13 protein-coding genes and 4 pseudogenes are annotated in these 14,817 nt (G+C 58.4%); 9 read left to right on the forward strand and 8 right to left on the reverse strand.

The genetic code is table 11. The features are described from left to right. A partial coding sequence (gene aceB, locus U5914_RS13085) for a malate synthase AceB (RefSeq protein ID WP_336136219.1) occupies positions 1-1,280 on the forward strand: 1,280 nt, incomplete at its 5' end. Between the two features lie 43 nt (positions 1,281-1,323). Here the strand turns inward: aceB and U5914_RS13090 are convergent. Both U5914_RS13090 and thiL read right to left on the reverse strand, forming a co-directional pair. Beyond that, positions 1,324-1,497 (reverse strand): annotated as a pseudogene (locus U5914_RS13090) (site-specific integrase); the annotation flags it as partial. Positions 1,498-1,663: 166 nt separating this feature from the next. After that, the gene (gene thiL / locus U5914_RS13095) at positions 1,664-2,539 is read right to left on the reverse strand and encodes a thiamine-phosphate kinase (protein WP_336136220.1); all 876 of its coding nucleotides are present in this window, start codon (positions 2,537-2,539) and stop codon (positions 1,664-1,666) included. A gap of 344 nt (positions 2,540-2,883) precedes the next feature. Here thiL and U5914_RS13100 point away from each other — a divergent pair, with 344 nt between their 5' ends. The 7 genes and pseudogenes from U5914_RS13100 to U5914_RS13135 all read left to right on the forward strand — a co-directional run bounded on the left by U5914_RS13100 (position 2,884) and on the right by U5914_RS13135 (position 8,685). After that, positions 2,884-3,798 (forward strand): phosphate/phosphite/phosphonate ABC transporter substrate-binding protein, encoded by a 915-nt coding sequence (locus U5914_RS13100; protein WP_336136221.1) that lies wholly within the window; start codon positions 2,884-2,886, stop codon positions 3,796-3,798. A gap of 9 nt (positions 3,799-3,807) precedes the next feature. Beyond that, positions 3,808-4,509, forward strand: a complete 702-nt coding sequence (locus U5914_RS13105; RefSeq protein WP_336136222.1) for a phosphonate ABC transporter ATP-binding protein — start codon at positions 3,808-3,810, stop codon at positions 4,507-4,509. Beyond that, a complete protein-coding gene (gene phnE, locus U5914_RS13110; protein ID WP_336136223.1) occupies positions 4,502-5,425 on the forward strand; it encodes a phosphonate ABC transporter, permease protein PhnE in 924 nt (307 codons plus the stop codon). Before U5914_RS13105 ends, phnE begins: the two co-directional genes overlap by 8 nt. Continuing rightward, positions 5,397-5,615: a thiaminase II/PqqC family protein gene (locus tag U5914_RS13115; RefSeq protein WP_336136224.1), complete on the forward strand. Its 219-nt coding sequence runs from the start codon at positions 5,397-5,399 to the stop codon at positions 5,613-5,615. The genes phnE and U5914_RS13115 overlap by 29 nt, the downstream gene beginning before the upstream one ends. A 263-nt stretch (positions 5,616-5,878) precedes the next feature. After that, positions 5,879-6,567 (forward strand): annotated as a pseudogene (locus tag U5914_RS16875) (acetyl-CoA hydrolase/transferase C-terminal domain-containing protein); the annotation flags it as partial. Between the two features lie 731 nt (positions 6,568-7,298). Then, positions 7,299-7,928 carry a type 1 glutamine amidotransferase gene (locus U5914_RS13130; protein WP_336136227.1) on the forward strand — a complete coding sequence of 210 codons (630 nt, stop codon included), beginning with the start codon at positions 7,299-7,301 and terminating at the stop codon, positions 7,926-7,928. 124 nt (positions 7,929-8,052) lie between these two features. Next, positions 8,053-8,685, forward strand: coding sequence for an IS6 family transposase (locus U5914_RS13135; RefSeq protein ID WP_336136228.1), 633 nt, complete (start codon positions 8,053-8,055; stop codon positions 8,683-8,685). Positions 8,686-8,810: 125 nt separating this feature from the next. Here U5914_RS13135 and U5914_RS13140 read toward each other — a convergent pair whose 3' ends face one another. From U5914_RS13140 to U5914_RS13155, 4 genes are all read right to left on the reverse strand, one after another. Continuing rightward, positions 8,811-9,758 (reverse strand): ArdC-like ssDNA-binding domain-containing protein, encoded by a 948-nt coding sequence (locus tag U5914_RS13140; protein WP_336136229.1) that lies wholly within the window; start codon positions 9,756-9,758, stop codon positions 8,811-8,813. Positions 9,759-9,844: 86 nt separating this feature from the next. Beyond that, entirely contained in the window at positions 9,845-10,192 is a 348-nt protein-coding gene (locus U5914_RS13145) for a DUF8013 domain-containing protein (RefSeq protein ID WP_336136230.1), read from the reverse strand. 531 nt (positions 10,193-10,723) lie between these two features. After that, positions 10,724-11,458 carry a hypothetical protein gene (locus U5914_RS13150; protein ID WP_336136231.1) on the reverse strand — a complete coding sequence of 245 codons (735 nt, stop codon included), beginning with the start codon at positions 11,456-11,458 and terminating at the stop codon, positions 10,724-10,726. Further along, the gene (locus U5914_RS13155) at positions 11,455-11,901 is read right to left on the reverse strand and encodes a hypothetical protein (RefSeq protein ID WP_336136232.1); all 447 of its coding nucleotides are present in this window, start codon (positions 11,899-11,901) and stop codon (positions 11,455-11,457) included. Before U5914_RS13155 ends, U5914_RS13150 begins: the two co-directional genes overlap by 4 nt. A 137-nt stretch (positions 11,902-12,038) precedes the next feature. On the opposite strand from U5914_RS13155, the pseudogene U5914_RS13160 reads away from it, so the two are divergent. Next, positions 12,039-12,799: pseudogene (locus U5914_RS13160) on the forward strand (restriction endonuclease); the annotation flags it as partial. Here U5914_RS13160 and U5914_RS13165 read toward each other — a convergent pair. Continuing rightward, positions 12,785-13,186, reverse strand: a pseudogene (locus tag U5914_RS13165) (hypothetical protein); the annotation flags it as partial. The pseudogenes U5914_RS13160 and U5914_RS13165 overlap by 15 nt on opposite strands. A gap of 227 nt (positions 13,187-13,413) precedes the next feature. After that, positions 13,414-14,772 (reverse strand): bifunctional hydroxymethylpyrimidine kinase/phosphomethylpyrimidine kinase, encoded by a 1,359-nt coding sequence (gene thiD, locus U5914_RS13170; RefSeq protein WP_336136233.1) that lies wholly within the window; start codon positions 14,770-14,772, stop codon positions 13,414-13,416. Positions 14,773-14,817: the final 45 nt, after the last annotated feature.

The following is a 14,817-nucleotide window of genomic DNA, read 5'->3' on the forward strand; positions in this document are numbered from 1 at the left end:
AGTTCGTGCGCACGTTCTTTACGACCCCGACCGCAGAGAAGGGCGTCGACGACTCCGCCAAGAAACTCCGCAGCGCCATCGGACTCCGTGGCATGCAGGCCCCGGACGTCTGGGTCCCGGACAACGAGGACGCCACCGCGCCGAACATGCGCGACGAGGGCGCCGAGAACATCGCCGAAGTCGTCGCCGAGGACGGCGACGAGTTCCCCGGCGAAATCCACCCCCGCGTCGTCTGGCACCGCGACAGCCCCGAGACGCGCTACAAGGGCTTCCAGCACATGCTCGAAATCGCCGACCCCGCGAACGGCGCCGTCGAGAACATCGACGGGTTCGTCATCCCGGAAGTCGGCGACATCGACGACTGGAAGAAGGCCGACGAGTTCATCACCATCGTCGAGAACGAGCACGGCCTCGAAGAGGGCAGCCTCAACATGTCCGTCATCATCGAGTCCGGCTCGGCCGAACTCGCGATGGGCAAGCTCCGCGACGAGATGGGCAAGCCCTCGAACAACCTCCAGCGCCTCTTCCTGCTGGTCGACGGCGAGGTCGACTACACCAAGGACATGCGCGCTATCACGCCGACCGGCGGCCTTCCCGAGTGGAAGGAACTCCGCCACAACACCTCCCGCGCCGCGAGCGCGGCGGGCCTCATCTCCGTCGACGGCCCCTACGACGACATCCGTGACGTCGAGGGCTACCACGACCGCATCACCGCCAACAACGCCATGGGTATGCTCGGCATCTGGTCGCTGACGCCCGGGCAGGTCGTCGAGGCCAACAAGAGCCCGCTCCCGCCGGCAGCCGGCTACTGGATCCTCGACGCTGGCGGCCGCACGGCCGAACTCGAAGACCGGGACGGCGTGCAGGTCTACTCCGGCGAAGACGTCGACCTCGAGGAGGAAGACGGCAGCTACGAACTCGAAGTCGCCGGCGACGAGTACGTCTTCGACGACGAAGAGGAACTGGTCGCGGAACTGCTGGACCTGCTGGATTACGTCCCGAGCATGGACGACATCGTCGACTCCATGGAGGAGTTCGAAGCGGCCAAGGAAGCCGGACAGGGTGCCATCGCGATGACCCAGTCCGCCACGGTCGAGATCGACGGCGTGCAGGTCGACGTCGCTCAGGACCGCATGTGGGACGAGGCGACCTATCAGGCCCTCATGACGCCGATCAAGCTGTTCAAGGACGTCTACCACAACCGTCCCGACCAGCACGACGACCTCGCCGAACTGTACAGCGAGGGCGTCGTCGAGCGCGCGCTCGAAGTCGGTAATTAGACGCGAATATAAGTCATCTTTTTGTTGGAATCCCGTTGATTACTCAATGTTCTGTGGCCCCCTCGCCAGGTCCACCAGCTTCAATATGTGAATACCGGTATCGAACCATCTCTCTGGAGTTGTTACGATATCGAAATACGACAGTATAACCGAAGGCACGAACGGACACCTCTCCTACTTTACGACGCTCTCTGTGCGGTACAATATCATCATGTTTGGATAGTCGGCTGCAACCTCGGTAATTTCGCCGAAAATAGACTCTCGTGAAATGACTACGGTTGTGTTGGAGATCTGAAGATGTGATTTTGGATAAATCGGTAGATCCGCTTCGGATTGGATCATCTATCCCAGCCGAGATCGTTCACTTCTATCAGTTTTATATTTTAGTACCCATGTGTGAATCCCCGATTAGGGAGTGGCTGGTCATCAATCATCACACCATGGTCCGTAACATCCCCGATAATAGTTATCGGTACTGAGCAGGCGTCTCGTACAGTATCAATCTGGTTGTGGGGAATCGTAAACACTAGTTCGAAGTCTTCTCCGGTGTAGACCCCGAGTTCGCGCTCTTCAGCATCTGTAACCGCTGTTTCTCGAACTGTATTGTCAAGGGGAATTTGGTCCCAGTCGATCACGAAGCCACAGTCGCTCGCGTCAGCCAACTGATGGAGTGAGCGAGCCAACCCATCGCTCGAATCCATCATAGCAGAGGCGTACGGCGCGAGTGCTTGGCCAGCCGTGACGCGGGGTTCGAACTGAAAGAGGGCGTTGGCTTGCTCGTGTGCTCCTTGTTCGAACAGCCGTAGGGCTGCTCCGGTCCGTCCGAGCGTTCCAGTTACAGCAACGGCATCACCCGGTGAAGCCGTCGATCGGAGTGTGGGGGTGTCTGTATACCCAATTACAGATGAAACGACTGTTAATTCCTCGTGTTGATCAAGATCACCGCCGACATATTGGCTATCCGTCAGCTCGCAGACGTCGCGAGCCCCCTCGATGAACGAATGTAGTTCATCGGGCTCGAACTGAGGTGCCGCATATACTGCAATAGCAGCGGTCGCCTCGGCACCCATGGCTGCGATATCGGACAGGGATGCGCCCACGGCTCGCCAACCGGCTGTATATTGGGTCATCCCCTCTGGGAAATCGGTCCGCTCGTGGAGCATGTCGGTTGCGAAAATCAGCTCATCAACGACGGCAGCGTCATCACCGGCCTTGGGAAGCCACTCGTAAATTGCAGCTAGTGCTTCATCTTCCTCCATACATGAGATATGTGAGCAGCAGTAGATTACTTTTTCCGGTATATCGACGTGGCAATGAATTGCACCTGCCTACTCACCGCCTTCGGTAGATCCTTGAGACAGGGGCTTCCTGTTTCCACGACGTGCTTTGCAAGACCTAGATCTGCTCAACCAACTCCTGAATACCAACTACTTGGTGCCTACGGCGTAGTGATAGTCAGACATTGGCTTAATTTTCGGTTTGTATCGTTCTTTTAAATACAACTGTTTTTTGCAGCCGGGATCACCGGCAATGGTACTAGTGAGTGCCCGTACGCTTTGAGTATATTCGCAGGTGTTATCATTGGGTAGTTACATTCCTACATATGAACCGACGACAGTACCTCAGCTCTCTCGCCGGCGCTGCGACGATCAGTGCTGCTGGATGTCTGGATGGCAGCGATAACGACGATTCCGCCAGTTCGGTCGACGAGTGGGCCGATGGGACAATCGAGTTTGCTCTGCCACCGTTCCAAGATGCTGAAGAACTTCAAGAGCAGTACGCGGACACTTTCGAGTGGCTCGCTGAGGGCTTAGAGGGCGTTGACGACGTACAAGGAGTTCCGACGACAAGCTACAGCGCCGCGATCGAAAGCGTCGTCCAGGGACACACGGAACTAGCGAACCTCTCGCCCATCATCTACGCGATGGCCGCCGATGAGGGCATTCACCCGCTCGTGATAAACTGGTCGCACGGGAGCGATGCCTACCACTCTTATATTGCAACACGCGCTGACACCGAAATCGAGACTTTAGCTGATCTGGAGGGAAAAACAGTCGCGATGGTTGACCCACTCTCGAGCAGTGGCGGGCTGTTCCCTCGATATATGCTCAACCAAGCAGGTCTCGACGTCGGCGATGTCGACACCGAACCGTCGGACTTGGAGATCGAGTGGGCTGGCAGTCACGGTGCGTCGTTCGAAACGCTCGACGCGGGTCATGTCGATGCGGCCGCCTACGGTGACTTCCAGCACCCCGACGACGACGCAATCGTCAAAATTGCCGAGAGCGAACCGATCCCGTTCGATCCGATTGTCGCGAAGCCGGGGACGCCCGAATCGGTACGTGAGACGCTCACCGAACGGTTGATTAACACCCCCGAGGAGGCGCTTGAAGACCATCGCATTGATCGGTTCGGCGAGGTCAAACCGGGTACCTACGACCCTGTCCGCGACGTCGCCGAGACGATGGGAATCAATATCGACGATCTTGAAGCGAGCGCAGACGGCGATGACGAGTAACGTTCCAGGATGCTCGCTCTGACCGCACTCGAGAAACGCTACGACGGGGAACCCGCAATCACGGACATCTCTGTCGACTTACGTCCGGGTCAACTGACTGTCCTCGTTGGGCGCTCGGGGGCCGGGAAGACTACGCTCCTGCGATGCATCGACGGCCTCGAGCGTCCCGACGCGGGGATGGTCCGACTGGAGAGTGAGCCGATCGATCCCGAAAACGTCGCGCTGGTCTTTCAGGAGGGAGCGCTGCTCGGTGGGAAGTCAGCGCTTGAGAGCGTCCTCGATGGTGGCCTCAGTCGGGAACCAGTCTGGCGGGAGCTTCTCGGTTGGCACGCGCGCGCCGAGAAACGGGCGGCAATCGAACGGCTCCACGCAGTCGGACTGGGCGGCTATGGCGCTCGCCGGGTGACCAACCTCTCTGGCGGACAGCGCCAGCGGGTTGGGATCGCCCGCGCGCTTCATCAAGAACCTGCAGTCGTATTGGCTGACGAACCGGTTGCCTCACTTGATCCAATGACCGGGCGGTCCGTCCTCCGCCGGCTCGCCTCGGTGATCCGTCGCAGAAACCTGATCGGTCTTGTGAGCCTTCATCAGCCCGGGCTCGCCCGGTCTGTCGCGGATCGGTACCTCGGTCTCCAGAACGGCCGCCTCGTTCTCGACGAATCTGCGGACGCGGTCGACTCCGAGCGTCTCTCGGAGGTGTACGATGGCTGATGAGACGAATAAGGACGGGAAACCAGCGTTCGACGACGAGAACACGAGAGCGGACGATGACGCTCCCAACACGAATGCGATTGAGACGGAACTCGAACGGATACAGCGTCAGTGGCGACGCCGGACCGCGACCCGGATCGTCGCGTTTGTCGTCATTCTCATTGGGATCGGGGTGACCGCGCGGTGGCTCGGTTTCGACCTCGGATACCTCTATGCACACCGTGAGAACCTCGCATCGGTACTGTTTGAGGAGATGCTCGCGCCGGCGCCACTCTGGGCCCAGCTCCGGGGCGACGCGTCGACCCTCCTCCCGGCCGCGCTTGAGACGCTGGCAATCGCGGCCGTCGGCACGGCGCTCGGCCTGCCGCTTGCGCTCGTGCTCGGATTCCTCGCGGCGAGTAACGTGACGTCGGCCGCCGTCCATGGCCCCGTCCGGCTTGTGCTCGGGGGCATCCGGGCTGTGCCAAGCATGGTGTACGCCCTGCTGTTCGTGATCCTCGCTGGCCTCGGTCCCGTCGCCGGCGCACTTGCGATCGCCATCGGGACGGTTGGCGACCTTGGGCGACTCTTCGCCGACGAGATGGAGGAGATCGACGTCCGCCCGGTTGAGGCGGTCGCGTCGACTGGAGCCGGGCCCCTTGCGACGATGTCGGCCGCGCGATTCCCGCAAGTGATGACGGCCTACGTCGCGTGGACGCTGTTCTACCTCGAACTCAACGCTCGGAAGAGTTCCGTACTCGGAATCGTCGGTGCTGGCGGGATCGGCTATCCCCTCATCATGGCGTTTCGCGCTCGCAACTACACCCGGGTGATGGCGGCGATCCTAGTCATCCTCGTGCTGGTCGTGGGTGTAGAATTTCTCGCAAACCGTCTGCGCGATCATTTAGATGCTGACCGTCGCGTGTCGCAGGTATAACCTAATTATACCATGGAAAGAGGAGCTACGGTCGCCCATAAGCTTCACTGAGGAACTGTTAGAGGTGGCCGAACCAATCTGGGCAACCATCATCGATCAACCGATAGTGGTCGAACTCGGCGCGGGAACGCTTGAGAGAAATCCCATCCGCTACTGGGTCAAACAGGTTTACGTCTACCTAAATACGTAATCGAATACGCGCGCGTGTTCGCCTAACGGCGCAGCGATGGCTCCTGATTTCGATCCGATGGGTCGTCAACTGTGTGTGGAGGTCTGTTCGAATGAGAATTGTGATAGGAATGCCGAACTCTTTTTGGAGTCGGTCACGGGCTTCGTCAACGACACGCGGTGGTTCTGGGAATCGATTTACCACATACAACAAAGTCACGATCCAAGCCACGGCCAATCGTCTTCTGTGCGTCTGTCCGGAGTTTCTGTTTCCAGTCGTTCTGGGTGCAGTTCGGCGTCGGCAGTATCGGCAACGCCCTGATTGGCGCGCTGGCTGACGCAGACTTCGGCGACCGCAATCTCGTCTACTACGGTGAGGTCATCCAAGACGGCCTGCTTGACCTACTCGATGAGGGGCAACTGCGGGCGGCCAGCGCTACGTCGCTGGCGCTGTCTACGGCGGGCCAAGATCGCCTGTTCGAGAACGCCGAGCGTTACGCCGAGGACGTCGTCCTCCGCCCGGCCGACGTCTCCAACTCTGCCTCGCTCATCGATTGCTTCGGCGTCGTGGCCGTCAACAGCGCGCTGGAGGCGACCTCTACGGACACGTCAACTCCACGCACGTGAACGGGTCGAAGATGCTCAACGGCGTCAGCGGCAGCGGCGACTTCATCCGGAACGCGCCGCTGTCCGTCATTGCCTTGCCATCGACGGCCGACGGGGAAGACATCTCCCGCATCGTCCCGATGGTCCCACACGCCGACCACACCGAACACGACATCGATATCATCGTAACCGAGCAGGGCGTCGCCGACCTCCGGGGTACGTTCCCACGAGAGCGCGCCCGCGAACTAGTCGAGAACCGCGCCCATCCGTCCGTCCGCGAGGACCTGCGGGACTACCTCGAACGGGCGGCGGAGACGGACGGACATGAGCTACACGAGCTCGAGACCGCGTTCTCTTGGCAGTCCTGACCTCACCTGCCATCCACTCCCCGCATCCGCCTCGGGCGAGTAACGGTTCGGGGTAAGTTATGCAGATCACACCAGACAGCGAAAGTTTAAGGCTAGGATTCTGTCATCATCGGCTCAACATGGCTAAACATCTTTGGAACTCGGCACCGTTCATTGATGCCTTGACGAATTCGTTGACGATGGATTACTCGACATCTACGGTGATCTCACAAGCAATCCCGAGGGCGAGCATTGGCTCGATCTCCCAGCCAATCTAGGGCATCAAGAGTTGGTTAGGATTCTCCACAACCGGGATGGGCGTCAGATTCCAGATTATTTTCAATCGAGACACGCACGTTACCCCGAGCGACTTCGTTCACGACGAAGGAGCGATTTTCAAGCTTTAGAGAGGTAGGACTTTACAACTCGATGTCAGAAAGCTTGGTGAAAGCTGGTCCATTCAAGCGACGGTAGGTGAGCAACTCGCGGGAATGCCTTTCCCATCGACCTGAACAATTTCGTCTACACGCTTCGAACGCGAGCCAATTACTGACCAACCACGCTCGGAATAAGACGTACTGGTTTACTTGGCCGATACTGGTTTGGGTAGTCCGTCTCGTGCGGGGGGCAACTTCAGAGAAGAGGCCAGGTATGCATCTAATTTTGTTCGCATGTTCGGAAGATTGTGCCTGATAGTGAATTACAGACAATACCATACAGATTTATTGTGTTTAAACGATACCGAGAGGATAATGATATTAGTCCTCGATAACGAGGTTCAACCGGACTATCGGTTTCTCGGGCCGGAAATCGATCGGCTCCTTCCAGACAGCGAGTACGTCGTGGCTGCTGGAGACAAGGAGCCGCCCGAACCGGATGCCTACGACGGCATCGTCCTGAGTGGAAGTACAGCGAGCGTATACGAGATCGAACACCAATCGTGGCTCGAACCACAGTACGATCTCATCGAGCGGTGTATCGACAAACAGATCCCGCTCTTAGGTATCTGCTTCGGTCACCAGCAGGTGAACTACGCACTTGGCGGGCAAGTTGAAGAAGATTGTCGACGCTCGAGGTTCATTGAGATGGAACAGACAAACAGTGACGAGATCCTGACCGATGTCGAGCCAATCGTACCGGTGCTTCACTCCGACCTCGTGACCGAACTGGGAAGCGGTATGGAAGCGACGGCGAAGGCATCGTACAACGAGTTTTTCTGTAGTACACATCATGACGCCCCTCTCTGGACAGTGCAGTTCCATCCCGAATTCACAACGCGGGTAAGCGACCGTCCTAGTGACTGGAATCCAGATGAGTACACGTTTGCGGACTCGAACGCCACACTAGTCCTGGAGAACTTTGCTAACTACTGCAAATCCTAATTGGGCTGTAGCGGCTGATACGACCGGCTTTACCAGTTTAAACGGATGCAGCAGTATAAAAGCTCGTTCCGGACGCGGGGCGCTGTTAAGTTAAGAGCGAGGCGGTCGGTGTTTCGAGTGGTCTATGGTCGAAATCGACCGCCTCGACGGTGATACCGGCTGGATTGACTTAGCGTTTGTTGAGCGCGAGCGGACACCCCGCCAGATCATTGAAGTTGGTATTCAGCTGCACTTGGCGGGTTTATCACTTTCAAATACCAAACAGTTCCTTGAGAGGTTGGGTGTCGAACGGAGTCGGACTGCTATTCATAACTGGGTGCAGAAAGCCGATCTACAGCCGACCTCTGAGGTGGAGCCGAATCACATCGCCGTCGACGAAACCGTGATTCAACTCGACGACGAACGCTGGTGGCTGTACGCTGCTGTCGATCCAGACACGAACAAATTCCTCCATGTACGGCTCTTTCCGACGAGGACAACGCAACTCACCGTCCACTTTCTCCGCGAACTCACACAGAAAGCGCCGGTCACTCAAGCGACGATTCTCGTCGATAATGCGCACCACCTGAAGGCTGCACTCAGCCGACTCGGCCTCCGATTTCAGACGTGTCGCCACGGAAATCGGAATGCTGTCGAACGTGTCTTTAGAGAAGTAAAACGGCGTACCTCTTCATTTTCAAATACGTTTAGCCACGTGAAGCCGACGACGGCAGAATCATGGCTTCAAGCCTTCGCCGTCTGGTGGAATCATGCTTAACTTAACACGACGGGACGCGGCGTCGGTCAATCTTGTCCGGTCGGGAGAAGGGTTAGTGTTCTGATAAGCTGAACCCATGCGGAGACTCTAACCAACAGAGTGGAAGAAATCCATCACCACGTTGGTTAACTATGTGAGGACGAGGATTCGCCCTCGAGAACGTCGATGAGTTCTTCTGCCGTTCGACTAATCCGGCCAAGGCGCTCGCGAACGACCTCGGGATCGTCCGACTCCCACGAAGTGAGGTAGAACGCTGACCCGCTAGTGTCGAGCCCGCAGTACCGCCCGACGACGTACGCGACGGCTTCGGCCTCGACTTCGCGTTTCGCCCGCTCGGTGTCGTCGTCGACGTCGAAGTGGAGCAGGGCGTGTGCGTACTCGTGAATCAGCGTCCGCGCAAGGTCGGCCTCGTTCTCCCGATCACGCACCTCGACAAGCGGCTGGACGTCGACGAGGCTCAGCTGCTCGCAGATGCCCTTCGCCTCGCCGTGGGTCCACTCCTCGGCTGGAACGATTCGCACCGTCACGCCGAGATCATCAGCGGCGACAGGCAACTGTTCGACGAGGTCGCCGGCGTCGCCGGTCGCTTCTGTGTCCAGGTCGGGAAGCGGCTCGCCCTCGGTCTGGGAGATATCGTACACCGGCACGGGCTTGAACCCGACCAGCCCCTCGGACCACTCCTCGGGCGGCGTCTCGTCGTAGTCACAGTCGCTGTCCTCGTGGTAGCTTGGCGAGTTCTCGCACTCTGGACATTGCTTCGTGATGATCGGCGCCCAGATCCAGATGGCCGACTCGCCCTTCTTGACGTGGCGGTCGAACTTCTCCTGCCACGTACGGTAGCCCGCCACCCGACTCGCCTCGGGACATTGCCGCTTGATGAGGAGCGTGTTCCGGTAGGAGTAGTCGTGGAAGCGACTCTGGACGTCAAGCCACTCCTGGAATTTCGCACTGGCCTGCGCGTCGTCAACGCCGGCGACGAGGTCGTCGATCCACTGTTCGATAGTGCTGTTCATCTCGTCGGATCGCGTATCGGTCTGGTCGAAGGAGACCGACGAGCCACTAGTCGTAGCCATTGTGTTCACCGAATCGAATTCACGGCGACTGCGTCTGTTCAGACCGCGCCGCCCCCTCTGGGGCGTTCAAAAAACCGCTCTGTCGGTCAGCGGAGCTCGTGGCGTTCGTCCGCAAAGCCAACCGAGACGAGGTACTCGAGGAACTCGTCGAACCGCTCGACGTCGCTAGGCGTGTCGGTCGCAAGGTGACGCGTCCACTCGATGGCCCACTGGAAGGCGGGATCTGTCCCGCCCTTGCCGTGAATGTACCACCACCGGGCCGCTTTGAGAACCACTATGGGATTCGTCGGCGGCTGTTCACCGGCGAGCCCACGGGTGATGGATTCGATTTCGTCGGGGACGTCGGCGGAATCGACCTCCGCTGATTGCGTGTTGTCGATATCGATCGGGATCTCGTCGATCAAGACGTTGTCGGGACTCTGTTGTTGACTCACTGGAAGTCACCTCTGAGGGCTCTCGAAGGAGCCCTCGCCCTCTCTGGGGGCACGAAAAACCGGTCGCGAAGTCACGCCGGCGGGAGGTCGCGGATCGCCTCGGCACGGCGTCGCCGCCCCCGTGACGCTGTCGGTACCACTCGGGCAGTTCGGTGTCGGTACGTCCATCGACGCCAGCGAAGATGGTTCTCGATTCTGGGTCTTTCATCTCAGTCACCTCGACGCAGGAACGCTCATCGACGGCCGCCTGCATCGTCTCGCGCCCTGCGCCCCTCTGCCGGGCGCAATAACAACACCACGTTAACCAACACTAACTCAGGAAGTGGCTGGCTGTTAGTTAACCGAACCGCCGCGAAACTGCCACACTGTCGTTACTCGGTGCTGGAGCAGCGTAGCCGAACCTACTCCGGGTTTGGAACCCGCGGATGGTCCTCCCAACAGTGAAAGGCGTCGTAGCGGGGAGAGCCGAAACCAACTCTCTGAAGTGAGATTCAGTGTTCTTGTCTCAGGCTCATCTTGTAGATCTAATTCTTAGAGCCATAGCGAATCTGCAATACTTTCGAGAATTTCATCGGTGTATCCATCTTCCAGCATCCTCTCTAAATCGTCTTGATCAAACACAATTACGTACTTTCCCTGAGCAAAGAGTTCACGTACGAGTTGCTGACCAGAATCGCTCAGACCCTTTTGAGAAAATATAACCGTCCCTGAGCATTCTGGATGGAGCATATCCGCTTTTGAGGACATATTGCGGATCTCTTGAGCTCCAATCGGCTTTGATAACCATTTACAATCCGCAAATACAAACGGTCCCATTCCTCGCCATGGGTATCGCGTCGAATTATTCGTCAGTATGAACTCGTATGCGCCGGTTGAGCCAAAATATTGGCTTTTCCGGACTCCAACATCAGGGACCGTCTTTTCAAACAAATCCTCAATAAGATTCTCAACAAGCCGGGCAGTCTGTTGAATGTCGCTTTCGTTCTGGATCTCATCGTATTGCTGACGCAAGTTGTCTAAAACAAACTCTGATGTATCCACATGGGCCCGATCTGGGTCTGTATTCAGGTGTTCCTTAGCCAGATCATGATTTCGGTTGTTCCCTACCAATCGATTTCGGAGACGTTCAAAATCGTATATATTCACTCTCCAACCATATTCGTCCCTGAGTTCCTCTTCTACACGGTCTCGTTTGATACCGGCGGGATTCATAGTGGTCGCGAAGATGATACAGCGTTCGCCGCGGTACGCTCGGCCGCTAGTCATCGGAACTCACCCTCCCAGTGGCCCAAATCTCGTGGTCGTTCCGGGGGCTGGCGGGGGAAGAAATCCGACGGCCGACGGGCGGTATCTGGACTGCGTCCGGCTCCCTGATTGCTTGCGCTCGCGACCCCGGTTGGTCGGGGACCGACGTACATCGGCTTTCGCGCTTGACTTCGCTCCGTGACGACCTCCCGATGGAGCATCGTACAGAGCTCCATGACGCTCTCGGCGAGGTCGAACGCCGCTGCTGGCGACCGGAGGTCGTGCTGGCTGAAGAGGATCGTCCCATCGGCTCGATCGACCCGGACCAGCCAGTCCGAGGATTGCTGGACGTGGCAAAGGACGGATTTCGAGAATTCGTAGGCGAACACGAAATGATCGTCGTCTGTTCGTCGATGCAACCACCAGTTGTCGGGGGCGATCTCGCTGTTGCTCTCAGAACTCATCGGTAACCCGAGACGGATGTGTCGTCCCGCACCCCTTGCGGGACGTACAGCAACAACAGCGCTCCCGTCGTCGCGACTTCGTCGCTATCGTCGGCAACGTATTTACTTATAGCAAGATGCTGTCCAATTACATTCGGATGGCTGTACTGGACGACCTCTCTGGATTCGAGTTCGAAGACTTGATCGAGGACGTCTTCCGGAACCTCGGCTACGAAAACGTCCGCCAGGCAGAGCGGACGGCCGACGAGGGGCGGGACGTCATCATGGAGGAGGTCGTCGATGGGACGCGACGGGCGATCATCGTCGAGCGCAAGCACACCGGGACGGTCGGGCGGCCGGTCGTCCAGAAACTCCACTCGGCAATCGCGACGTTCGACTTCGGCGGCCCCAAGCGGGGATGGTCGCAACCACTGATCGATTTACGAACCCTGCTGAGAAGTACGCAGATCGGCTCCTGCAGAACGATGATCCTCATCCCATCGAGCTGATCGACGGCGAGGACCTCCGGGAGATCACCGACGAAATTGGTCTCCATCTCTACAACGGCCGCATCGAGATCCTGTGTGACGAGACGCTCCGACCGTACGACCCGGCTGCGGACGTCAACGCACCCGTCCAGGAGGCGTTCCGCGACATTGAGGCCGCGGATCTGCCGGTGCCGCACTCGCAGGTAACGTTTCGGCCGGTGGTCGCGATCACCGCCGACACGAACGCTGTCTTCGAGACCTCTGTCGGTGTCATCCACCGGATTAACGACCGCACACAGTTCGTTGTCCACGCTGAGCGCGGCAATTCGAAGGTGGCCGACGACGATGTCGCGACGCTGGTCACCGAGAATTTCCACGTGACGGTTCCCCTCGATACCAGGCAGTTTACCGAGGGATTCGACGACGTCGAGGTATTCCTCGTCGCCGTGGATGCCGTTGGCCGGATTCTCGACGCCGTGGCCCAGCAGGAACAGCGGCTGGTCCAGATGCTCCATATTGGGCGGCTCGAGGAGATCCGCTGGCTGAGCCGCGTCGATCGTTCGCTCTGGGTCGCCATCCAGATAGAGCTCAATCGTGGAGATCTTGTCCAGGAACACAAACGTCGCAGCCGTGTAGCCCGGTCCCCGTTCGGCGTGAGTCGCATCGAGCAGCTCTTTCAACTGTGCGAGATTCCGGAGGACGCTCCCCGGGTATCCGTCCGAATGCCGGTACACCTGCGCGACGCGGTCGGCGCCGCCATCTGTCTCACCGGTCTGTTCGACTCGTTGGACGAATCGGAGTTGGCTCCGTGTCGACATCGGTATTCGCCGGCGCGTGTGTGCCGGTACCCATCGCCGGCGCAGAAACAACACACCCAGTCATAGATTAGTTGAATACAGGGAATTATCTCGGCACAGTCTCATCATTCCCTTTTGAGATTACTTCCTAAATTGTCTGATTCGTAAGTATACCTGCTCAATATGAGACAAGTGTGATGTTTTCTAATCCTGCTTTATTGGAGAAGTATCCGACTATCGCGGTCGATTCATATTCTCTCGGCTATTGAGAGTGCACGGGTTGTGAGGTCGTCCTCTTTTGCAAGCAGGCGCGTAATTGGTTCCTTGCCCACATCACCTCGATCGAAGACGATCGCCGGCGTGGTCTCACACTGCTCGAAAGCTCGCTCGGCCGCCCAGCTCATGGTCGATCCCTCCTCGCCCGGTTCCGGTTCGTTCGAGCGGTCGATCTCGACAACTGTGGCGTCGATCTCCTCCAAGACTCTCTCGATAGCATCGTTGAACCGGAGGTTCGCCGCGAATCGGAGGGCGGGATCGTGTTCCTGCGCCGACAGCAGGAAGCGGGCGACATGGCTCGAGGCGCCAAAGCGTGTTCCCCGCGTCGAGCGGATCCCGGACATCGTTTGGGCGATCCGCCCCTCGACAGCGACTGTGTCTCCCGGTCGTTCCGCGTAGGGTGTGGCTCCGACCACGTTCATCCCGACTTCCGGAACGATCGCCGACACGTCAGCCGAGACCAACTGCTGCACGACGGATTCGACCGTTTCCTGGGTGGGCTGTCTGGCTGACCGATCCCGGATGTTCGCGAGGTGGTGGACCGTCCCTGGTCCCTCGCCGACGTCGAGCGGGTATCTAATGGCGCGAGTCATGAAATCCACGCCGAATTCGATTGCATCCGGGATGTCCTCGCCGTGAGCCAGTCGAGCCGCGATCGCACTCGAGAGTGTACATCCCGAGCCGTGTGTCGCAACCGAGTCTACTCTCGCATTCTTGAGGGTGGTTACGTCGTCCTGAGTCACGATGACATCTCGAACGACATGCTCTCCGCCGACATGGCCCCCTTTTATGAGTGCTGTCTCGGCTCCCATCTCCACAAGTCGCTGTCCCGCTGTCTGCATCGAGTCCGGGTCCGCGATCGGAATGTCCGTGAGTATTTCGGCTTCGTCAGCGTTTGGCGTCACGACCGTCGACTCAGCAATCAACTCTTTATAGGCAGCTTCAGCGTCATGATCGAGCAATCGATCTCCCGAGGTGGCGACCATAACCGGATCGACGACGAAGGGAACGTCCATGTCAGCAGCGTACGACGTGACTGTCTCTACCACCGGTTCAACACCCAGCATACCCGTCTTGACGGCCTGCAACTCGAAATCGTCACGGATGGCGTCGACCTGGGCCTCGATTTCCTCGACTGGGACGGGATGGATCGATTCCACGCCAACAGTGTTCTGTGCCGTTAGGCTCGTGATCGCACTCGTCGCGAAGGTGTCGAGTGCCTCCATCGTCTTGAGGTCCGCCTGGACGCCTGCGCCGCCGCCGGAGTCACTTCCAGCGATTGTCAAGGTTTGGGGGAGTTTGACCGGGGCTGGCCGTCGTAATGTGGACATATCGGGAATATAACCGACAGGTACAAATCGGTAATGGTCAAAACC

The organism is Natronomonas amylolytica, assembly GCF_037031205.1.
In the GTDB taxonomy this organism is placed as follows: domain Archaea; phylum Halobacteriota; class Halobacteria; order Halobacteriales; family Haloarculaceae; genus Natronomonas; species Natronomonas amylolytica.

Bases quoted from the DNA above. Each gene is read 5' to 3' on its own strand.
- thiL (WP_336136220.1), bottom strand. From the start codon at position 2,539: ATGGAGGAAGATGAAGCACTAGCTGCAATTTACGAGTGGCTTCCCAAG.
- U5914_RS13100 (WP_336136221.1), top strand. From the start codon at position 2,884: ATGAACCGACGACAGTACCTCAGCTCTCTCGCCGGCGCTGCGACGATC.
- U5914_RS13105 (WP_336136222.1), top strand. From the start codon at position 3,808: ATGCTCGCTCTGACCGCACTCGAGAAACGCTACGACGGGGAACCCGCA.
- phnE (WP_336136223.1), top strand. From the start codon at position 4,502: ATGGCTGATGAGACGAATAAGGACGGGAAACCAGCGTTCGACGACGAG.
- U5914_RS13115 (WP_336136224.1), top strand. From the start codon at position 5,397: ATGCTGACCGTCGCGTGTCGCAGGTATAACCTAATTATACCATGGAAA.
- U5914_RS13130 (WP_336136227.1), top strand. From the start codon at position 7,299: ATGATATTAGTCCTCGATAACGAGGTTCAACCGGACTATCGGTTTCTC.
- U5914_RS13135 (WP_336136228.1), top strand. From the start codon at position 8,053: ATGGTCGAAATCGACCGCCTCGACGGTGATACCGGCTGGATTGACTTA.
- U5914_RS13140 (WP_336136229.1), bottom strand. From the start codon at position 9,758: ATGGCTACGACTAGTGGCTCGTCGGTCTCCTTCGACCAGACCGATACG.
- U5914_RS13150 (WP_336136231.1), bottom strand. From the start codon at position 11,458: ATGACTAGCGGCCGAGCGTACCGCGGCGAACGCTGTATCATCTTCGCG.
- U5914_RS13155 (WP_336136232.1), bottom strand. From the start codon at position 11,901: ATGAGTTCTGAGAGCAACAGCGAGATCGCCCCCGACAACTGGTGGTTG.
- thiD (WP_336136233.1), bottom strand. From the start codon at position 14,772: ATGTCCACATTACGACGGCCAGCCCCGGTCAAACTCCCCCAAACCTTG.